Annotated in this window: 20 protein-coding genes and 1 pseudogene; 5 read left to right on the top strand and 16 right to left on the bottom strand. The window is 67.7% G+C overall.

The genetic code is table 11. The annotated features are described in order from the left end of the window. Window positions 1-32 precede the first annotated feature (32 nt). From ftsY to rsmD, 11 genes are all read right to left on the bottom strand, one after another. Complete coding sequence (gene ftsY / locus BJF87_RS03100; protein WP_006357923.1) at window positions 33-1,580, bottom strand: signal recognition particle-docking protein FtsY; 1,548 nt, start codon at window positions 1,578-1,580, stop codon at window positions 33-35. Further along, window positions 1,577-5,185, bottom strand: coding sequence for a chromosome segregation protein SMC (gene smc, locus BJF87_RS03095; RefSeq protein WP_006357924.1), 3,609 nt, complete (start codon window positions 5,183-5,185; stop codon window positions 1,577-1,579). Before smc ends, ftsY begins: the two co-directional genes overlap by 4 nt. 58 nt (window positions 5,186-5,243) lie before the next feature. Further along, on the bottom strand, window positions 5,244-5,525 hold the full coding sequence (locus BJF87_RS03090) for an acylphosphatase (RefSeq protein ID WP_006357925.1): 282 nt from the start codon (window positions 5,523-5,525) through the stop codon (window positions 5,244-5,246). 4 nt (window positions 5,526-5,529) lie between these two features. After that, entirely contained in the window at window positions 5,530-5,988 is a 459-nt protein-coding gene (locus tag BJF87_RS03085; RefSeq protein WP_035754092.1) for an OsmC family protein, read from the bottom strand. A gap of 103 nt (window positions 5,989-6,091) precedes the next feature. Next, window positions 6,092-7,486 (bottom strand): HNH endonuclease signature motif containing protein, encoded by a 1,395-nt coding sequence (locus BJF87_RS03080; RefSeq protein ID WP_051405976.1) that lies wholly within the window; start codon window positions 7,484-7,486, stop codon window positions 6,092-6,094. A 223-nt stretch (window positions 7,487-7,709) separates the two neighbouring features. Next, the gene (gene mutM / locus BJF87_RS03075; RefSeq protein ID WP_035754090.1) at window positions 7,710-8,570 is read right to left on the bottom strand and encodes a bifunctional DNA-formamidopyrimidine glycosylase/DNA-(apurinic or apyrimidinic site) lyase; all 861 of its coding nucleotides are present in this window, start codon (window positions 8,568-8,570) and stop codon (window positions 7,710-7,712) included. Between the two features lie 26 nt (window positions 8,571-8,596). Further along, window positions 8,597-9,325, bottom strand: a complete 729-nt coding sequence (gene rnc, locus BJF87_RS03070) for a ribonuclease III (protein WP_075862613.1) — start codon at window positions 9,323-9,325, stop codon at window positions 8,597-8,599. Continuing rightward, window positions 9,318-10,001 carry a DUF177 domain-containing protein gene (locus BJF87_RS03065; protein ID WP_187346454.1) on the bottom strand — a complete coding sequence of 228 codons (684 nt, stop codon included), beginning with the start codon at window positions 9,999-10,001 and terminating at the stop codon, window positions 9,318-9,320. The genes rnc and BJF87_RS03065 overlap by 8 nt, the downstream gene beginning before the upstream one ends. A 42-nt stretch (window positions 10,002-10,043) precedes the next feature. Further along, window positions 10,044-10,892 (bottom strand): ATP synthase F0 subunit B, encoded by an 849-nt coding sequence (locus BJF87_RS03060; RefSeq protein ID WP_075862612.1) that lies wholly within the window; start codon window positions 10,890-10,892, stop codon window positions 10,044-10,046. 122 nt (window positions 10,893-11,014) lie between these two features. Further along, the gene (gene coaD / locus BJF87_RS03055) at window positions 11,015-11,503 is read right to left on the bottom strand and encodes a pantetheine-phosphate adenylyltransferase (protein ID WP_006357934.1); all 489 of its coding nucleotides are present in this window, start codon (window positions 11,501-11,503) and stop codon (window positions 11,015-11,017) included. A gap of 38 nt (window positions 11,504-11,541) precedes the next feature. Then, window positions 11,542-12,102 carry a 16S rRNA (guanine(966)-N(2))-methyltransferase RsmD gene (gene rsmD / locus BJF87_RS03050; protein ID WP_006357935.1) on the bottom strand — a complete coding sequence of 187 codons (561 nt, stop codon included), beginning with the start codon at window positions 12,100-12,102 and terminating at the stop codon, window positions 11,542-11,544. Between the two features lie 164 nt (window positions 12,103-12,266). On the opposite strand from rsmD, the gene ectA reads away from it, so the two are divergent. The 3 genes from ectA to BJF87_RS03035 all read left to right on the top strand — a co-directional run bounded on the left by ectA (window position 12,267) and on the right by BJF87_RS03035 (window position 14,739). Further along, window positions 12,267-12,794, top strand: a complete 528-nt coding sequence (gene ectA / locus BJF87_RS03045; RefSeq protein WP_075862611.1) for a diaminobutyrate acetyltransferase — start codon at window positions 12,267-12,269, stop codon at window positions 12,792-12,794. 218 nt (window positions 12,795-13,012) lie between these two features. Further along, on the top strand, window positions 13,013-14,302 hold the full coding sequence (gene ectB, locus BJF87_RS03040) for a diaminobutyrate--2-oxoglutarate transaminase (protein WP_075862610.1): 1,290 nt from the start codon (window positions 13,013-13,015) through the stop codon (window positions 14,300-14,302). Further along, a complete protein-coding gene (locus BJF87_RS03035) occupies window positions 14,299-14,739 on the top strand; it encodes an ectoine synthase (protein ID WP_042375860.1) in 441 nt (146 codons plus the stop codon). Before ectB ends, BJF87_RS03035 begins: the two co-directional genes overlap by 4 nt. A 49-nt stretch (window positions 14,740-14,788) precedes the next feature. Here the strand turns inward: BJF87_RS03035 and BJF87_RS03030 are convergent, their stop codons facing one another. Beyond that, entirely contained in the window at window positions 14,789-15,640 is an 852-nt protein-coding gene (locus BJF87_RS03030) for an alpha/beta fold hydrolase (RefSeq protein ID WP_075862609.1), read from the bottom strand. A 120-nt stretch (window positions 15,641-15,760) separates the two neighbouring features. On the opposite strand from BJF87_RS03030, the gene BJF87_RS03025 reads away from it, so the two are divergent. Both BJF87_RS03025 and BJF87_RS03020 read left to right on the top strand, forming a co-directional pair. Then, window positions 15,761-16,348 (top strand): TetR/AcrR family transcriptional regulator, encoded by a 588-nt coding sequence (locus tag BJF87_RS03025; protein ID WP_006357940.1) that lies wholly within the window; start codon window positions 15,761-15,763, stop codon window positions 16,346-16,348. Between the two features lie 21 nt (window positions 16,349-16,369). Further along, on the top strand, window positions 16,370-17,248 hold the full coding sequence (locus BJF87_RS03020; protein ID WP_006357941.1) for a Sir2 family NAD-dependent protein deacetylase: 879 nt from the start codon (window positions 16,370-16,372) through the stop codon (window positions 17,246-17,248). A gap of 19 nt (window positions 17,249-17,267) precedes the next feature. Here the strand turns inward: BJF87_RS03020 and proB are convergent. From proB to rplU, 4 genes and pseudogenes are all read right to left on the bottom strand, one after another. Beyond that, window positions 17,268-18,388, bottom strand: a pseudogene (proB, locus tag BJF87_RS03015) (glutamate 5-kinase). A gap of 20 nt (window positions 18,389-18,408) precedes the next feature. Beyond that, entirely contained in the window at window positions 18,409-19,875 is a 1,467-nt protein-coding gene (gene obgE / locus BJF87_RS03010) for a GTPase ObgE (protein WP_035754083.1), read from the bottom strand. Between the two features lie 95 nt (window positions 19,876-19,970). Further along, complete coding sequence (gene rpmA / locus BJF87_RS03005) at window positions 19,971-20,234, bottom strand: 50S ribosomal protein L27 (RefSeq protein WP_005198946.1); 264 nt, start codon at window positions 20,232-20,234, stop codon at window positions 19,971-19,973. 38 nt (window positions 20,235-20,272) lie between these two features. Beyond that, a complete protein-coding gene (rplU, locus tag BJF87_RS03000) occupies window positions 20,273-20,584 on the bottom strand; it encodes a 50S ribosomal protein L21 (RefSeq protein ID WP_006357944.1) in 312 nt (103 codons plus the stop codon). Window positions 20,585-20,638 lie beyond the last annotated feature (54 nt).

The following is a 20,638-nucleotide window of genomic DNA, read 5'->3' as shown; positions in this document are numbered from 1 at the left end:
CTGCGCCCCGGTTTGCCGATCGTGAATCGACTTCACAGCAGTGCGTCGACGAACGCCTCCGGCTCGAACGGTGCCAGATCGTCCGCGCCCTCGCCCAGACCCACCAGTTTCACCGGCACCCCGAGCTCCTTCTGGACATGGAAGACGATGCCGCCCTTGGCCGTGCCGTCGAGCTTGGTCAGCACCACGCCGGTGATGTCGACGACCTCGGCGAACACCCGCGCCTGCATCAGACCGTTCTGGCCGACGGTGGCGTCGAGCACGAGCAGCACCTCGTCGACGGGCGCCTTCTTCTCCACCACTCGCTTGACCTTGCCCAGCTCGTCCATCAGGCCGGTCTTGGTGTGCAGTCGGCCCGCGGTGTCGATCATGACGACGTCGACACCCGTGGCGATCCCGCGGTCGACCGCGTCGAACGCCACGGCGGCCGGATCGGCCTGCTCCTTGCCGCGCACGATCTCCGCTCCGACCCGCTCACCCCAGGTCTGCAGCTGATCGGCGGCGGCCGCACGGAAGGTGTCGGCGGCCCCCAGCAGTACGCGACGCCCGTCGGCGACGAGAACACGGGCCAGCTTGCCGGTGGTCGTGGTCTTTCCGGTGCCGTTGACCCCGACCACCAGCACGACGGCCGGACGCCCCGCATGCGGCAGCGCGCGGATCGACCGGTCCAGGGTCGGATCGAGCTGCTCGACGAGCACCCGTTTCAGGAGAGCCCGCGCCTCCCCCGCGTTCTTCACCGGGTTGGCGGCCAGTTCCGTACGGAGGTTCTCGACGACGGTCATGGTGGTGGCCGTACCGAGGTCGGCCATCAGCAGGGTGTCCTCGATCTCCTCCCAGCTGTCCTCGTCGAGGTCACCCGCGCCGAGCAGACCGAGCACGCTCTTGCCGATCGCACCCTGCGACCGCGACAGCCGTCCGCGCAGCTTGCCCAGACGCCCCGCAGTCGGCGCGATCTCCTCGCGCGGCGGTGCCGCCACCGCGCCCGACGCGTCGTCGGGAGTCTCGACCACCGGCTCCTCGACCACCGGCTCTTCGACCGCCGGGGCCTGGGCTGCCTCCGGCGCCGCCGTCTCGGGTTCTGCGGCCAGCGCCTCCGGCTCGGTCGTCTCCGGCTCGGTCGTCTCCGGTTGGGTCGTCTCCGGTTGGGCGGCTTCCGGTTCTGCCTCGGCCGGTTCGATCACGTCCGGGAGGGACACCTCGGTGATCCCGCGGCGATGGGAGTCACGCGGCACCGCGGCGTCGTCGCCGATCGCTGGCTGGCCGTCGACGTCGGTGCGCTCCGCCACCGGCTGGACCGGCGCTTCCGGCTTGGGCTGCGGTTCCGGCTCACGCGGTGGTTCCGGCTTGCGGGCCGGCGGTTCGGCCAGAGCCGTGTCACCGCGACTGAAGCTGAAGCCCGACCCCGCCTGGTATCCCCCGGACCGGTCGACCTGACGGGTGGTGCCGTCGACGATCTCCGGCTGCGTCGTCGTGTCGGACAGCGAGATGCGACGACGACGCGCCAGCACCAGTCCGAGCACGATCAGCGCGGCGATGACGACCACCGCGATGACGATCCCGATGATGATTCCGGTGTTCACTGGCTGGTGTCCTCCTGTTGAGCCACGGGCATGTTCACGCCGCGCATGCGCTGCGAGATGACGGTCGTGATGCCGTCCCCGCGCATGCTGACGCCGTAGAGGGCGTCGGCGATCTGCATCGTGGGCTTCTGATGTGTGATGACGATCAGCTGCGATTTCTCCCGCAGCTGCTCGAACAGCTTGATGAGTCGGCGCAGGTTGGTGTCGTCGAGCGCCGCCTCGACCTCGTCCATGACGTAGAACGGCGACGGGCGGGCGCGGAAGATCGCCACGAGCATCGCGACCGCGGTCAGGGACTTCTCCCCGCCCGACAGCAGCGACAGCCTCTTCACCTTCTTACCCGGCGGCCGGGCCTCCACCTCGATGCCGGTGGTGAGCATGTCGTTGGGCTCGGTCAGCACCAGGCGGCCCTCACCGCCGGGGAACAGCGTCTGGAAGACCTGGCCGAACTCTCGCTCGACATCGGCGTAGGCCTCGGTGAACACCTGCAGGATGCGGGCGTCCACCTCCTCGATGACGTCGAGCAGGTCCTTGCGGGCGGCCTTGATGTCCTCGAGCTGCGAGGACAGGAAGTTGTAGCGCTCCTCCAGCGCCGCGAACTCCTCGAGCGCGAGCGGGTTGACCCGGCCGAGGGTGTTGAGGTCCTTCTGCGCCTTCTTCGCGCGCGCCTCCTGGGTGGCGCGGTCGTACGGCATCGGCGCCGGGGCCACCACCTGGTCGCCGCGCGCCTTGGCCTCCTCGTACTCCTGCATCTCCAGTGCCGAGGGCGGCATCGGTACGTCGGGACCGTATTCGGCGATCAGGTCGTCGGGTGACATCGCGAACGTCTCGAGGATCTGCTCCTCGAGCTGCTCGATGCGCAGTGCCACCTGGGCGCGGGCCACCTCGTCGCGATGCACGGTGTCGCGCAACGAGTTCAGCGTGGTGGTCAGTTCACCGGCCCGCACGCGCAGCTCGTCGAGAGTCGCCGACCGCGCGATCCGGATCTCCTCGAGTTCGTCGCGACCCGCCTGCGCCGACGCGACCGCCGCCGCGAGACGTTCGGCGACCCGGGCACCGGCCCGCTCGACCGCCGCCGCGACACCCGCGGCCTGCCGGCGGATCTCGTCCTGACGACGCGCCCGTTCCCGTGCTTCCCGCTCACGCTGGGCGGCTCGACGCAACGAGTCGGCCTTCCCACGCACCGAGGCGAGACGTTCCTCGGCGGTGCGCAGTGCCAGACGGGCCTCCATCTCGGTGCCGCGGGCGATCCCGACCGCTGCCGCGGCCGTGGACCGCTCGGAGTCGTCGGCCGCCATCTCCGGTCCGGAATCCGACTCGTCGCGGGCCAGCCGCAACCGTTCCTCGAGTTCGTGCAGGGATTCCAGGGTCTCGGCGCGACCCTTTTCCAAGAGGTTGCGTTGACGCGTGAAGCGATCGGCCTCCGCACGGGCGGTGCGGATCTCGTGGCCGAGCCGGGCCATCTGCTCATAGGCGGCGCCGACACTGGAATCCGATTCGTGCAGCGCGGCGAGCGCTTCCTCCGCCGCTTCGCGGCGTTCGCGCTGTTCGGTGAGAGCACCGTCGAGTGCCGCCTCCAGCTCTTCGACGCGGCGGCGGGTGGCGGCGAGTTCCTCGGTCGCGGCGTCGATGGCCGACTGCACCTCGAGCGTCGACGGGCGACGCGACGAGCCACCCTCGATCGACGCGGGGCCGATGCGGTCGCCGGCGTGGGTGACCACGCGCACGCCGTGGCGACGGGCGATCTCGAGTCCCTGGGCCGGATCGTCGACGACGACGGTGTCGGCGAGGACGGTGTCGATCGCGTTGCGGATCTCCGGCCCGCAGGTCACCGCCGAAGCCGCCCACCGCACACCGTCGGGCAGTGCGACGTCTCGTGGTCGGACGGATTCGGTGAGGCCACCGCAGATCAGCGCGGCCCGTCCCCCGTCGCCGGATTTGAGGGCCTCGAGCGCACGGATGGCCGCCATGCCGTCAACGGTGACGATGCCGTCGACCGCGGGGCCGAGGGCGCCGGCGATCGCGGTCTCGAAACCGGGCTCGACGGTGAGCAGTTCCGACATCGGTCCGAGTAACCCGTCGGGCGCGTTGTCGAGCAGCCAGGCACCGCCGTCGTTGCGCTCGAGACCCATGGCGAGGGCTTCCACGCGCGCCGACAGCGAGGCGATGGACTGCTCGGCTTCGCGGTGCTCGGCCTGCAGGGTCGCGACGCGTTCGTTGGACAGGTTCAGCGCGGCGACGCACCGTTCGTGGTGTTCGTCGAGGGCCTGCTCGGAGGATTCCAGCTGCGCGAGTTCACTGGCCGCCGAATCTTGTTGTGAGGCAGCATTTTCCGCACGCTCGGTGGCGTGGGCGATGGCAGCGGTCAAGCGGTCGGCCTCGGCGTCGACCGATTCCGACCGCGTCCGCAGGTTGTCGACCTGGCCCTCCAGACGGGCCAGACCCTCCCGACGGTCGGCGATGGCCTGGACGGCGGCCAGGTGTGCCGCTTCCGCGGCCTCGGCGATCGATTCGCGCTCGCGGAGCACCTCGCGTGCCGTCTCGAGCTGTTCGGCGGCGATCTCGACGCCCTCGGTCAGTTCGGCCTCGAGTTCGGCGGCTTCGAGGGCCTGTTCCTCGAGTTCCTCGGGATCGGGTCCGGTGGCCTCGGTGGCGGTCTCGCTGAGGTAGCGGCTGCGTTCGGCGGCGACCCGGCGGGTCGCGTCGACGCGTTCGGCCAGCGCCGACAGCCGGAACCAGGCGCGGCTCGCCGCCGCGGCGGCCGGGGTGACCTCGGCGAGATGCTGTTCGTGTTCGGTGACCTGCGCGTTGGCCTCGTCGAGTTGCTCGGCCACCTCGTCCTGGCGGCGCCGGACCTCGTCCTCGACGGCGGCGTGTTCGGCCATCTCGGCTCGGCGGATCACCAGGTCGTCGGCGGCGAGGCGCAGCCGGGCGTCGCGGAGATCGGCCTGCACGGTCTGCGCCCGGCGGGCGACCTCGGCCTGTCGGCCGAGCGGCTTGAGCTGACGCCGTAGCTCGGCGGTGAGGTCGGTGAGGCGCGCCAGGTTGGCCTGCATCGCGTCGAGCTTGCGGACCGCTTTTTCCTTGCGTTTGCGGTGTTTGAGGACGCCTGCGGCCTCCTCGATGAACGCGCGACGGTCCTCGGGACGCGACTCCAGGATCGCCGACAGGCGGCCCTGGCCGACGATGACGTGCATCTCGCGGCCGATACCGGAGTCGGAGAGCAGTTCCTGCACGTCCATGAGGCGGCAGGTGCTGCCGTTGATCTCGTACTCGCCGGCGCCGTCGCGGAACATGCGGCGGGTGATCGAGACCTCGGAGTATTCGATGGGCAGCGCACCGTCGGCGTTGTCGATGGTGAGCGTGACCTCCGCACGTCCCAGCGGCGGACGTCCGGAGGTGCCGGCGAAGATCACGTCCTGCATCTTCCCGCCGCGCAGCGCCTTGGCGCCTTGTTCGCCCATGACCCAGGTCAGGGCGTCGACGACGTTGGACTTACCCGAGCCGTTGGGACCGACGACGCACGTGATACCCGGCTCGAAGCGCAGGGTCGTCGCCGAGGCGAACGACTTGAAGCCCTTCAGGGTCAGGCTTTTGAGGTGCACGACGGTACAGAGTACTCACCATCGCGATGCGTTTCGGGCAACGCTCACCGTTCAGCGCTCACCGTTCGAGGAAGCCGGTCAGGTCTCCGCGTGCCGACTCGAGACTGTCGACGACCAGATCCACCCGGCCCGGGGTCTCTCCGGACCGGAGCGCGTCGAGCAACGCCGCCACTGTGTCGCGGGGCCCCTCGGCCACGACGTGCACCCGTCCGTCGGCCTGATTGGACGCGTAGCCGACCAGACCGAGTTCTAGGGCCCGCGACCGCGTCCACCATCGGAAGCCCACACCCTGGACGTGGCCGTGCACGAACGCCGACAGTCGGACCCGGTCGGTCGTCATGGTGTCAGTCCGTCTCGATCTTCAGGTCGACCTCGGCGCCGGCCTTGATGGTGCGGCCGACCGTGCACACCGCGTCGATGGCGCGCTCGACGACGACGAGCAGGCGCTGCGCGGCATCGGGGTCGAGTTCGGAGAGGTCGACCTCGAGGATCTCGGAGATCCGCGGGTACACCTCGTTCTCACGGTCGGCGTCACCGCTGACGCGGATCGTCGCGTCGTAGTCGTCGCCGAGGCGGCGCGAAAGCGGACGGTCCGACGACATGCCGGTGCACGCCGCGAGCGCGATCTTGAGCAGTTCGCCCGGGGTGAAGACCCCGTCGACGTCCTGCGAACCGATTTTCACCTCGGCACCCCGTGAACTGCGCCCCGTGTAGAGCCGGGTCCCGGTGCGCTCGACCCAGAGGTCGGTGTGCGCGGGCTCCGCGGTCGCGGCCGGGGCGGCGGTGTTCTGTTCGATCGTCATGCTGGGATGAGTCCTCTCAGGCGGCGGGGCGGCGCTGACACCGCTGACCATAGTAAGAGCCGTGGATCAGGACGAATTCCCGAACCGGTCGTGCCCGACGTCGTCAGGCAGCTGCCGCCTCTCGGCTTGCGTTGCGTTCTTTCCATTCCCACACCGCGTAGATCAACTCGGTCGCATACCCGAGGTCGAGCTTGCCGCCGCCCACGGGCACCGTCGAATCCGCAGCCACCCGCGCATCAGGCGACCATTGCCCCGGCACGTGTCTCGCGGGACTCACGTCGATCACCGAACCGCCCGGCCGGTGGAACGAAAACCGTTGCGACCCACGCCCGGTGATACTGAACTCACCCCGATGCAACGCACGGTGACAGCTTCCACACAACAAGATCAGATTGTCCAACTCGGTCTCCCCACCGGCCGACCAGAACACCACGTGATGGGCGTGCAGATGCCGTGTGCGTTCACAGCCGGGCATCTGACAGCACCGGTCTCTCACGAACAACGCCCTGACGAGTGCCTTGTTCGGCGTCCGCGACTTACGCCCCAACCCCAGCAACGCCAACTTCCCCGGCGCTCCGGAAACCCTGCTGGACAACGCCTTCCGAACCGCAGCACCGCAGTGCGCCTCGTCCAACTCAGCCTCCGACAGTGCCGGCCCGTCATCAAGGTGTGCCTGCTGCCCACCCTCGTCGGTATGTATCAGGATCTCGGCTCCCGGTGCGAGATCAGGCATCGCGATCCCCTCGTGCACCATGTCTGCCATGGCCACCAACGCCGGCGCCAGATTCGACGGCACATTTCGCCACAGGTCCCGACGATTCGCCGGTTTGACCTCGGAGTCCGGTTCCCCATCCACGGTTTCCAACTCGCTTGCAGCGTTCCGCGGAACGCTCGACACCGCGGACAGATCCGCATCGTCGCAGGTCCGGGTGCGTTCGTACTCTGCCCGGACCGCACCGGCAAGAAGCCGGGCACCGTCTAGCGGAGACAGCGTCAGCGACACAGACAAGGAGCCATCCGCATTCCACTTCCACCGGCCTGTCGACTCCACCGGTGGGCGATTCTCCGACTCGATGCCACGATCCCGGTCGATCTGTCCTATCGCACGGACCGCCCGCTCCAGTTGCGACGCCGTACACGACAACGCCAGATTCACCAGTTCCTTCTCCCGCAACGCGGTCGCGACCCGCGTCAACGCCCGCACCTTCGAATACGACAACCGCCCCGCACCGAACGCCTGCCGAATCAACGGCAACTCCGTCAGAGCCTTCGCCACCCGTACCTGCTCCTGCGCTGTGCGTTGAGAGACACCCGCCTTCCACGAGAGCCAGTGCGCGAGCGAATGCACACCCGGCCCCCGCCACGACTCCCGCTCATCCAATTCCGCCACCAGAGACAAGAACTCGGCCGGGAGCGCGGTGATCTGCGCGGCATAAGCCAGCACTCTGCTTTCCAACACGTCATCGGACAAGGACGCCGGATCCGCGCCATCGAACATCGACGACACATTCTCACCGTGCAGCACCGAAACAGACACCCCAAGCCCCCAGCTGTTCGAACGGATATACGAACAACTTAGCGGCGCCCACCGACAAAACAGCTGGCCAAGGCTCTTCGAGCGTTCCGCGGAACGCTCGTAGCCTTCACCGGACTCGTCGATGCCTGCACAGCGGCTTCGCCGCGGTCACGCTCCGCACGTAAGCGCAGGGAGCACTACGGACTCAACGTGTGCGACGCCGTGGAGCAGTCTGGCACTTCGGGCAAAAGTAAGAGCTGCGGTTCATGAAAGATTCCCGCCGCATGATCGCACCACACCGCCGGCACGGTTGCCCTTCGCGCCCATAGGCGTTGAGCGAGCGTTCGAAGTACCCCGACTGACCGTTCACGTTCACGTACAACGCGTCGAAGGACGTGCCCCCGACCTCCACCGCCTCGGTCATCACCGCGGTGGCCGCGTCGATCAGTTCAAGCAGCTTCTTGCGCGAGATCGTCTCGGCGATGCGTGCACCGTGCAGCCGCGCGCGCCACAGCGCCTCGTCGGCGTAGATGTTGCCGACGCCGGAGATGACGGTCTGGTCGAGCAGGACCCGCTTGATCTCGGAGTGCTTGGCGCGCATACGGTTCACGACGGCCGCCGCGTCGAAAGCCGGGTCGAACGGGTCGGGAGCGATGTGCGCCACCGACACCGGGATGTCATCCACATAGTCGTCGAGATGCCAACCTCCGAAGGTCCGCTGATCGACGAACCGCAGTTCGTTGTCGTCGTCGAGGTGTGCGCGGATGCGGAGATGGGTGTGGTCGGGCGCCCCGTCGCGGGCGATGAGCATCTGCCCGCTCATGCCGAGATGCACGACGAGGGCGGCACGGTCGGTGTCGTCGGCGACGTCGATCCACATGTACTTGCCGCGACGCCGCACTCCGGTAACGTGTTTGCCCGCGAGGCGACCGATCAGGTCGGGCTCGCCGCCGACGTGGCGGCGGGCGGCACGCGGATGCAGCACCTCGACCGCGGTCACGGTCCGTCCGGTCAGATGCTTCTCGAGACCCATGCGGACGGTCTCGACCTCGGGTAGTTCAGGCATGAAGAGTTGTTGTCACGACGCTGTTGTCACGACGACGCTTCGGCGCGTTCGGTGAGCGCCTTCCACGCGTGGGCCGCCGCCTGCTGCTCGGCCTCTTTCTTGGTCCGTCCGACGCCCTCGCCGAGGTTCTCCCCCGCGATCATCGCGATCGCGGTGAACTCTTTGTTGTGATCCGGGCCGGTGGACGAGATCTGGTACTGCGGTGGGCCATAGCCGCGTTCGGAGCTCAGCTCCTGCAGCGAGGTCTTCCAGTCCAGACCGGCGCCGAGCTGTCCGGCCTTCTCGATGCGTTCGTCGAAGAGGCGCAGGATGATCCGCTGCGAGGTCTCCAGGCCGTGGCTGAGAAACACCGCGCCGAACAGGGATTCGAGACCGTCGGCGAGGATCGAGTCCTTGTCTCGACCGCCCGTCATCTCCTCGCCACGACCGAGATACAGGTACTTGCCCAGGCCACCCTCGTCGCCGAGACCGCGTGCCACGTCGGCGAGCGCGTGCATGTTGACCACGCTCGCACGGATCTTCGCGAGTTCACCCTCGGGACGGTCGGGGAAATGCAGGTACAGACGTTCGGTGATCACCACGCCGAGAACGGAGTCACCGAGGAACTCCAGACGCTCGTTGGTCGGCAGACCGCCGTGTTCGTACGCATACGAACGGTGCGTGAGCGCCAGCGTCAGAAGGTCTTCGGGGATGTCGGTGTCGAGAGCGGCGAGCAATGCGGCACGACGACCGTCCTCGCGGGTGGCGTCAGTCACGACGTTCCTGATCGTCCGGGTTCTCGCCTGCGGACGTCTCGTCGCCGGGCTTCTCGTCGGACAACTCCGAGAACTTGTTCGCGAGACCGGCCCAGCGGGGATCGATCAGCTCGTGCGCGTGCCCCGGCTCGGCCACCGCCAGCCGGATGCCGCACACCTGGCAGAGCCCGGGGCAGTCCTCCGAACACAGCGGCGACATCGGCAGTTCCAGAGCGACGGCGTCGATGATCGACTGCTCGAGATCGATGCGGTCGTCGACGATGCGGTGCACGTCGTCTTCCTCGGTGGTCTGCTCCGTCACACTGTCCGGGTAGGCGAACAGTTCGGTGAGGAACACCGTCACCGTGCCGTCGATCGGCTCGAGGCAGCGCGAGCACTGCCCCTCCGTCTCACCGCACGCGGTGCCGGTCACCAGGATTCCCTCGCTCACCGATTCGAGCCGGAGATCGAGGTCGACGTCCGAGCCGGCGGGAATGCCGATCATCTCGACGCCGAGCTTGTCGGGCGTCGTCACCGTCTTGTGCACCTCGGACATGGTTCCCGGGCGACGACCCAGCGACCGTACGTCGAGGACGAAGGGATCGCGCCGCGGCGTGGAATCGGGTCCGTGCGACGTTTCTGATGTCACAGCATGATCAGACACAAACTGCACCATACGCCCGCGATCACGAATCATCGACTGACGCCACGGCGTGTGCGTGACCGGTCACCCGGCGGGTCACACCGCCAGCGGGGATCCCTGGTCGCGGTCGTAGGAATTCCGGGTCGAGGTCTCACGCGACCGCGAGTTGTCGCCACGGGAGTCGCGAGCCGGCTCATCGACGCTACGCGGGTATTCGACGTAGTCGTGCATGCCCGCACCGGTGCGCAGCTGGTGACGTCCACGGTTCACCGAACGCAGTGTGCCGGTGAGGATCTCCTCGAACTGGGCCAGCTTCTCGTCCACGTACACGTCGCAGTCGCCGCGCAGGCGATCCGCCTCCGCGTGGGCCGCGTCGATGATGCGTTCGGCCTCGGACTTGGCCGCACCGACGACCTCGGTCTCCGACACCAGGCGCTGCTGCTCGGCGATGCCGTCCGCCACCGACTTGTCGTAGGTGTTGTTCGCCGCATCGACGGTGCGCTGCGCCTCGGCGCGGGCGCGACCGGTGACGGCCTCGAACTCGCGGGCGGCACTGGTCTGCAGCCGGCGCGCCTCCTCGGTGGCGTCCTCGACGAGCGAGTGCGAGTGCGAGCTCGCCTCGTCGACCATGCGGTCGGCCTGCGCCTTGGCCTCGGACAGGATGCGGTCGGCCTCGGCGCGGGCGTGCGCCAGCACGGCCTCGGACTCGGAGTCGGCCTTGGCCACCGTCGTCTCGGCGTGCTCGCGCGCATCGCCGATGAGGGTGTCGCGCTGATCGAGGACGTCCTGCGCGTCGTCGAGTTCGCCCGGGATGGAGTCCTTGATGTCGTCGAGGAGTTCGAGCACGTCACCGCGCGGCACGACACAGCCCGCGGTCATCGGCACACTCCGCGCCTCCTCGACAATCGCCACGAGTTCGTCGAGAGCCTCAAATACCCGGTACACAGCCACCCCAATCCGGCGCTTGCCTGTTTGCAACAGTTGGTGAATCTGTGACTATTGTGCCGAATGTTGCGCCTGTGATTAGTGAAGCGCGTGGGGTGTGTCGCAATTCCCGCAGGTGGGTCCTAGACGGAACGCTCCCCGGTGAGCTTCGCGGTCAGGTTCTTGTGGATGTGCGGCGACAGGAAGGGCGTGACGTCACCGCCGAGCTTGGCCACCTCTTTGACGAGCGAGCTGGACACATGCGCGAACCGGGGGTCGGTGAGCAGGAAGACCGTCTCGACGTCGGCGAGTGCGCGGTTCATCTGGGCCATCGGGACCTCGTAGTCGAAGTCGACCGCCGAACGCAGGCCCTTGACGATGGTGTGGATCGACTCCTGCTTCAGATAGTCGACGAGAAGGCCTTCCCAGCGATCGACCCGCACGCCGGGCAGATCCGCGCAGTCCTCCTCGATGAGCGCGATCCGCTCGTCGACACCGAACATGCCTCGCTTGTTCGGATTGACCACCACGGTGATGACCACCTCGTCGAAACACGCCGCGGCGCGTTCGACCACATAGCGGTGGCCGAGGGTGAAGGGATCGAAGGAACCGGGACACACTGCCGTCGTCATGGCCTGAACTTACCGTCCGGCCCCACACATCAGGCGCGTCAGGAGCCGATGAACTCCCCGACCTCGACGCGGGTGTCGCCGTAGTTCTTGTCGACGACGACCTCGAAGTCGCGGGGCCAGATGTCACCGGTCGAGCGCGCCGAGCGCTCCACCACCACCAGCGCGCCGTCGGCGAGCCGGGACGCGGCCAGCTTGGTCAGATCCTCGGACAGTGCGGCCGCATCGACCGCGTACGGCGGGTCGGAGAACACGAGGTCGTATCTCCGCTCGGGCGGCGAGGACAGGTAGGCGGACACCGGTCGTGTCAGTACGGTGGCCGACGAGGCGATCCCGCAGGCCTTCACATTCGCGCCGATGACGGTGGCGGCCTTCCGTGCGGAATCGACGAACGTCGCGCCGGCCGCACCACGCGAGACCGCCTCGATGCCGAGGGCCCCGGACCCGGCGTACAGATCGAGGACCCAGAGCCCGCCGAGATCGAATCGGGCGTCGAGCATGTTGAAGACCGACTCCCGCACGCGGTCGGAAGTGGGACGAGTTCCCTCGTCCGGAACGCGGAGCCGTCGACCCCGTAGCTCGCCCGCGATGATCCTCGTCATGGGGCCATTCTGCTCCCCCGGGAACCCCCGAATCGACGCGTGGGTGACACTCTTGTGACCCACTTCACATTGCATGTCTGAACAGGTAGAAGGTAGGGGTTCGATGAGGCAATTTCCGCTGGTGGGTGACTTCCCGGATACCCGTTGTTAACGTCGAGAGCGTTATGAGCCCTTCACAAGCAGGAACGGCCCCAACAACTGTCCTCACCGTCGACTATCGGATGCCGACTGTCGCCGACGGTACCCGCCTCTGGGAAATCGCCTCGGACTCAAAGGTTCTCGACGTCAACTCGTCGTACTCCTACGTCTTGTGGTGCCACGACTTCGCCGACACCTCGATCGTCGCCGAAGTAGACGGCCGTCCGGTCGGCTTCGTCACCGGATATCGCCGCCAGAGCGACCCCTCCACACTCATGGTGTGGCAGGTCGCCGTGGACGATTCGATGCGTGGACACGGCGTCGCCGGGTCCATGCTGCACCACCTGTTCGATCGTGCGAACCGCCACGGAATGGTGGCGATGCACACCACGATCAGTCCCGACAACATCCCGTCGCAGCGACTGTTCGAGTCGGTCGCGAAGGCCCGCGGTCTCCGCTTCGAGCGCCGTGACCTGTTCGCCGCCAACACTTTTCCGGACTCGCACGAGCCCGAGGACCTCTACATGCTCGAACCGGAGATCCCCGAGCCCTGAGCGCTCGCGCGTGATCCCGGCACACCCGTGTCGAGGGTTGTAAGTCCGATCACCATCGAAATACGCAGTGCCCCAACGTCGTTGGCACTAGTCAGAAAAAGTTGCCGACAACCGGCATAAATTTCCGAGTTCTGGGTACACGCGGTCGTCGAACCGCACCGGAACGCCTGCGCTCACATAGCTGTAGCGCGGTTATACCAAGAAGAAGGAAGCAGGTCATGCAACTTCTCGACACCACCCCTGTTCTCGACAAGACTTTCGACGACTCTGTGTTCACCACGCACGAGTCCGAGGTCCGCAGCTACTGCCGCAACTGGCCGGCGGTCTTCACCACCGCCAAGGGCTCCTACATCACCGACCAGAACGGTCGGGAGTACCTGGACTTCTTCGCCGGCGCAGGTTCGCTGAACTACGGCCACAACAACGACGAGCTCAAGAAAGCTCTGATCGAGTACATCCAGTCCGACGGCATCACCCATGGACTGGACATGGCCACCGTCGCCAAGGGCAACTTCATCGAGAAGTTCACCAAGCACATTCTCGAGCCCCGCGGACTCGACTACAAGATCCAGTTCCCCGGACCGACGGGCACCAATGCCGTCGAGTCGGCACTCAAGCTGGCCCGCAAGGTGACCGGCCGCGAGTCGATCATCAGCTTCACCAACGCCTTCCACGGCATGACGCTGGGCTCGCTGTCGGTGACCGGCAACTCGATGAAGCGTGCCGGCGCCGGCATCCCCCTGGTCCATGCGACCCCGATGCCGTTCGACAACTACTTCGGCGGCGTCATGGAAGACTTCGCCTGGTTCGAGCGCGTCCTCGACGACTCGGGCAGTGGCCTCAACCGCCCCGCCGCAGTCATCGTCGAGACCGTGCAGGGCGAGGGCGGCGTCAACGTCGCACGCGCCGAATGGCTGCGCGCCCTGGCCGACCTGTGTGAGCGCCGCGACATCCTGCTCATCGTCGACGACGTCCAGATGGGTTGCGGCCGCACCGGCGACTTCTTCTCCTTCGAGGAAGCCGGCATCAAGCCCGACATCGTCACCCTGTCGAAGTCGATCAGCGGCTACGGTCTGCCGTTCGCCCTGACGCTGTTCAAGCCGGAACTCGACGTCTGGACCCCCGGGGAGCACAACGGAACCTTCCGCGGCAACAACCCCGCGTTCGTCACCGCCGCCAAGGCCATCGAGGCCTACTGGTCCGACGACACCCTGAGCCGTGACATCCACGCGAAGGGTGAGCGCATCCACGAGGTCTTCTCCGACCTCTGCAACCGCTACGAGGGAATCTCGACGCGCGGTCGCGGCATGGTCCGCGGCCTGGCGTTCGAGGACCACACGGCAGCAGGCAAGGTCTGCGCGCTGGCCTTCGGCGCAGGTTTGCTGGCCGAGACGTCGGGTCCGTCCGACGAGGTCGTCAAGCTGCTCCCGCCGTTGACCATCTCGCGCGAGGACCTCGACCGCGGCCTGTCCATCCTTTCCGACGCAGTCAAGGAGGTGATCGGATGATCGTCCGAACCACCGAAGAGATCACCGGAACCGAGCGTGACGTGGCCGACGGCCACTGGCGCTCCAAGCGAATCGTCCTCGGCGGCGACGGTGTGGGGTTCTCGTTCCACGAGACCACCATCGAAGCCGGCAGCGTCAACGAGTTCCACTACGCCAACCACATCGAGGCCGTCTGGCTTGTCGAGGGCACCGGCACCCTGCTCAACCGGGAGACCGGTGAGACCCATCCCCTGGCCCCCGGCACGATGTATCTGCTGGACGGCCACGAACGCCACACGGTCACCGCCGACACGCCGATGCGCATGCTGTGCGTGTTCAATCCCCCGGTGGTCGGCACCGAGGTCCACGACGAGAACGGCGTGTACCCCCTGGTCGCCGTCCCGCAGCCGACCGGCAAGCATGCCGAGGATGCCATCGAGGAGACCGCGGCCTCCTGATCGGCCCCCTGAGAAGACCCACCAGGATCGCCACTTCCGGTGACAATCGCTAGCTATCAGCGGTTGTCGCCGGGAGTGGCAATTCTTCTGCCTTCTGCGCCCAGAAGTCCAGCACCGCGTCAACGGTCTGGCCCGGCTGCTCGAGAGCCGGGATCACCCGGGCCTCCCGGATGGTGACCTCACGGGCATCGAGCATGGTGGCCGCGACCTCGCGGGCCTCCTCGGGTGTCCACTCGCCGCGGTCGTCGGTCGTCACGAACAGCACCGGACAGGTGATCCGCGCAGCCGCCCACGTGAGGTCCGTGCGGTTCAGAATGGCTGTGCGGATGGCCGGGATCATCGACCGCCCGGAAGCCCGGAGTCCGCGCCGCAACACCGCGATCGCCTCCGGATCGTCGCTGCGTGTCCGGTCGGTGAACAGCGTGGTCGAGATCGCCGACCACACCGGGCCTCGCGCACCGATGACGCGGTACATCGGCAACAGGAGTCCGATCCGGCGCCGCAGTGCCCGGTCGATCGGACGGGTCGGCGCACTCATCGCGACCAGTGTGTTGATCCGCTCCGGCTCGACGGCGGCCAGATGCATGCCGACGTGACCGCCCCACGCGTTGCCCACCCAGTCGACGGCCTCGGCACCGCACACATCCCCCACCGTCGCGATGATCTCCCGCGCGGCATCCGCACACGCCTCGATGTCGGCGGCGGCGGCTGACTTCTCGCTCGCACCGCACCACGGGGCGTCGACGATGAACAGCCGTCGTCGGCCCGCGAGCCCGGGAACGATCCGATCCCAGCTACCCGAATCGACGAACATGCTGTGCCACAGGACCGCCGGCGGCCCCTCGCCGACGTCGCGAACGCGTATGCGCCCCAAACGCGTCGGTACATCGAATTCGGTCATGGCCGCTCCCGCCCGTGGTGGTCACCCGGAGCGGGTCACCCATAATTGGCATTACACCGTGTATTTCGAATTATGTCTAGACTGATCCCCGTGGTCAGGTCCTACTCGTCGGCTTTACGAATGACACGCGCCCGCGAGAATCGCGCCCTGGTCATCGACACCGCCACCACCATGTTCTGCCAGGAAGGCTGGGTGACGACGACGATGGCCGCCGTCGCGGCCCGCGCCGGGCTGACACGGCCCACCGTCTACCGGCAGTTCGCCGACAAACTCGACCTGCTCGACGCGTGCATCGTCTCGGCACTGCGCCGCGACGAGACCGTTCCGGTCCGCGAGACCACTGAATACCAGGCGATGGGACACGGCGATCGAGCCACACGCATCCGGGCTGCCGCGAGCTGGCTCAGTGCCGCGCACCTCCGGTCGGCCGCCATCCAGCACGTTCTCGACCAGGCCGCGGTCACCGACGACGACGCGGCGATCCTGCGGGACCAGCGTGAACAGACCCGCTGGGCCGAGGTGCGCTGGGCGCTCACGCTGATCCTCGGAGAAGAGCCGGCCGACGAGCACGTGGACTCGATGTGGATGCTCGCCTCGCGCACCGCCTGGCTCCGCCTCGTCGGAGATCGGGGGTGGACCCCCGACCGGTGGGAACGATGGTTTGTCGCGCAGACCACCGCGGCGCTGGACCAGGTCGACGCGGTCTGAGTCGCGCCTATCCTGGGCAGGGTGCGCACTCGTCTTCAGCTCGGCCACGCCCCGGCCGACCACACACCGCTCGACGACGACGTCGCCGAGCGTATCGATCTCGCGTCGGACATCCTGGCCGGACGCCGAACCGCGGTCCTGACCGGCGCCGGCATCTCCACCGACTCGGGCATTCCCGACTACCGCAGCCCGGGGTCGCCGCCGCGCACGCCGATGACCCTGGAGATGTTCCTGTCCTCCCCCGAGTTCCGGCGGCACTACTGGGCACGCAACCACGTCGGCTGGCGCCACATGGACGCCGCCCTCCCCAACCCGGCACACCTCGCACTCACCGGCCTGCAGGACCAGGGCCGGGTGTCCGCGGTGATCACCCAGAACGTCGACATGCTGCACACCAAGGCCGGGACGAGGGGCGTGCTGGAGCTGCACGGCTGCTACGGCCGCGTGCGCTGCCTGCGGTGTGACTGGCGGATCTCCCGGCACCGTCTCGCGCAACAGCTCGAGGAGATCAACACCGGATTCGCCGAACGCGTGGCTGGGCGTGGGGCCATCGAGGTGGCGCCAGACGCCGACGCGATGCTCGCCGACACCACGGACTTCCGGATGATCGACTGCCCGCACTGCGGCGGCATCCTCAAACCCGACATCGTCTACTTCGGCGAGACGGTTCCCAAACCTCTTGTCGAGCAATCATTCTCGGCGGTTGACGAGGCGGATGCCCTACTCGTGGTCGGATCGTCGCTGACGGTCATGTCGGGCCTTCGGTTCGCTCGGAGGGCGCATCGCGCCGGCAAACCGTTGATCATCGTCAATCGCGGCCACACCCGCGCCGACGAGCTGGCATCGCTCAAGATCGACCACCGGGCCGGGGTGGTGCTACCGGCGCTCGCGAACCGCTAGGTCCGCGAGCGGGCAACGCTCAGCGCGAGACGACGACGAGGTCGTCGGCGTGCACCACGGGACGCTGCAGTTCGGGCGGGAGTTCGTCGGTCTGACGGCCGATCATCGACGTGATGTCGTCGAAGTCATAGGATGCCACCCCGCGCGCCTTCACGACGCCCCGCTGGTCCACCAGCTCGACGACGTCGCCGTCGAAGAACCGGCCCTCGACGCCGACCACGCCGGCTGCGAGAAGCGAACGGCGCCTGCGGGATACCGCTGCCACCGCACCGTCGTCGAGGACGATCCTCCCCCGCGCGTCGGCGGCGTGACGCACCCAGAAGCGACGTGCGGACAACCGCTCCTCGCGGGCAGCGAACACCGTGCCCACCGAGGCATCGGCCAGCGCCTGCGCGGCGGACGACGCGGCGGCGAGCAGAACCGGGACACCGGCGTCCGCGGACAGACGGGCCGCGGCGAGCTTCGAGGCCATCCCGCCGGTGCCGAGCGTTCCCCCGGATCCGGCGATGACGCCGTCGAGGTCCTCGGGCCCGTTCACCTCAGGGATCAGACGCGCCCGCCGACCGTCCACGCCGACCTTGCGCGGGTCGCCGTCGTACAGGCCGTCGACGTCGGAGAGGAGCACCAGGCGTCCGCCCCGCTGAGGTGGGCGACGAGCGCGGCGAGCCGGTCGTTGTCGCCGAACCGGATCTCGTTGGTCGCGACCGTGTCGTTCTCGTTGACCACGGCAACCGCACCGAGCGACCGCAGACGGTCAAGTGTGCGTTGGGCATTGGCGTGATGCGAGCGGTTCGAGATGTCGTCGGCGGTCAGCAGGACCTGCCCGACGGTGCGACCGTACCGAGCGAAGGAAGTACCCCATGCGTGCGCCAGGGCGAGCTGTCCGACGCTGGCCGCGGCCTGCTTGGTGGCGAGGTCGGTCGGACGCTTCTTGAGACCGAGCGGGGCGATGCCCGCGCCGATCGCACCCGACGACACGACGATGACGTCGGAGCCGGCGCGCATCCGCGCCTCGAGCGCGTCCGCCAGGGCGTCGAGCCGGTCCCGGTCGAGTCCCTCGGCCAGGTCGGTCAGCGCCGACGAGCCGATCTTCACCACCACGCTGCGCGCGTGCGCGATCTGTTCCCGCACGCCGCGCACCTCGATGCCGACCTCCGCGGTCACGACTGGTCCTGCTCTCCGTCCTCGACGGGCAGTCCGCGCCGCAACCGGCGGGCCTGCTTGCGTTCGGCGGCACCCACACGGTCGTTGCGGTCGAGTCGGATGTCGGTGCCACGCCCGGTGACCGGGACGTCGTCGCCCATGGGCGTGCTCGGCTCCCAGTCGAAGGTGACCGCACCGATGGTGACCGGGGCGCCGGGTTCGGCACCCATCTTCACCAGTTCGTCCTCGACGCCGAGGCGGTTGAGACGATCGGCCAGGTAACCGACGGCCTCGTCGTTGTCGAACTGCGTCTGGGCGATCCAGCGCTCCGGCCGCGTGCCGTAGACGATGAAGCCGCCCTCGATCTCGGGGTCGCGGACGATGGTGAAACCGGTGTCGTCGACGGCCTTCGGACGGATGATCGCCCGGCGAGGTGTCTTGGCGGGCTGGGCTTCCCGGTACTCGCGGACCATCTTCGCCAGCGCGAAGGTCAGTTCCCGCAGACCCTCGTGGGCCACTGCCGAGATCCGGAACACGGGCCAACCGCGTTCGGCGAGTTCGGGTTCCACGAGATCGGCGAGTTCGGCGGCGTCGGGGACGTCCACCTTGTTGAGGATCACCACACGCGGCCGCTCGGCCAGGTCACCGAGACCGTGATCGGCGTCGAGTGCCGGCTTGTAGGCGGCGAGTTCGGCTTCGAGGGCGTCGATGTCGGACACCGGGTCGCGTCCGGGCTCGAGGGTCGCGCAGTCGACGACGTGCGCGAGGACAGCACACCGCTCGAGATGGCGCAGGAACTCCAGGCCGAGACCACGACCGGTCGAGGCGCCCGGGATCAGACCCGGCACATCGGCGATGGTGAACACGTCACCGGCGGTCTGGACCACACCGAGGTTCGGCACGAGCGTGGTGAACGGGTAGTCGGCGATCTTCGGCTTGGCCGCCGACAGCACCGACACCAGCGACGACTTGCCCGCCGACGGGAAGCCGACGAGGCCGACGTCGGCCACCGACTTCAGCTCGAGGACGAGCGAACGCTGCTGGCCCTCCTCACCCAGGAGTGCGAACCCGGGAGCCTTACGGGCTTTCGACGCGAGCGAGGCGTTGCCGAGACCACCGCGGCCACCCTGAGCGGCTTCGAAGGTCGTACCGGTGCCGACGAGGTCGGCGAGGATCGTGCCGTTCTCGTCGAGGACGACCGTACCGTCGGGCACGTTGAGGACCAGGTCCTCACCCATGGCACCGTCGCGGTTGTCACCGGCGCCGGGCTTGCCGTTGCCCGCCTTGGCATGCGGACGGAAGTGGAAATCGAGCAGGGTGTGCACCTGCGGGTCGACGACGAGTCGCACCGACCCGCCGTTACCGCCGTTGCCGCCGTCCGGGCCGCCGAGAGGTTTGAACTTCTCCCGGTGAACCGAGGCGCAACCGTGGCCACCGTTGCCCGCCGCGACGTGAATGGTCACGCGGTCGACGAACCGTGACATCGAATCCTTCTTCCGTCAAAAAAGAACAGAGCGGGCCGGGTACGTGATGACCCTGCCCGCCCTGCGAAAAGGCTTGTCGTGCCGGAGTGCTCGGGTCAGACCTGAGCGGTTTCCGGGACGATGTTGACCGTCTTGCGGCCACGCTTGCTGCCGAACTCCACCGCGCCCGCGGCGAGCGCGAACAGGGTGTCGTCGCCACCGCGACCGACGTTCACGCCGGGGTGGAACTTGGTGCCACGCTGACGAACGAGGATCTCTCCTGCGCTCACCTGCTGGCCACCGAAGCGCTTCACGCCGAGTCGCTGGGCATTGGAATCGCGACCGTTGCGGGAGCTGGATGCGCCCTTCTTATGTGCCATGTGTCAGTCCTCCTGAGGTCTTCGCGAAGCTTGTCGAACTACTTGATGCCGGTGACCTTCAGGACCGTCAGCTTCTGACGGTGACCCTGGCGCTTGTGGTAGCCGGTCTTGTTCTTGAACTTGTGAATGCGGATCTTGGGGCCCTTGACGTGCTCCACGACCTCGCCGGTGACCGAGATCTTGGCCAGCTTGTCGGCGTCGGTGGTCAGGTTCGATCCGTCGACGACAAGCGCGACCGGCAGGCTCACCGTGGCGCCGATCTCTCCGTCGATCTTCTCGACCTTGACAATGTCGCCCTCAGCGACCTTGTACTGCTTACCGCCGGTCTTGACGATCGCGTACGTTGCCATCGAAGTTCTTCCTCTTACTCGTCTGGTCGGGCCCTTCGCCAGCGCCGAGGCGCT

It is taken from the genome of Gordonia sp. CNJ-863, assembly GCF_001942325.1.
GTDB classification, from domain to species: Bacteria; Actinomycetota; Actinomycetes; order Mycobacteriales; family Mycobacteriaceae; genus Gordonia; species Gordonia alkanivorans.
This window is presented reverse-complemented; position numbering and strand designations above follow the sequence as displayed.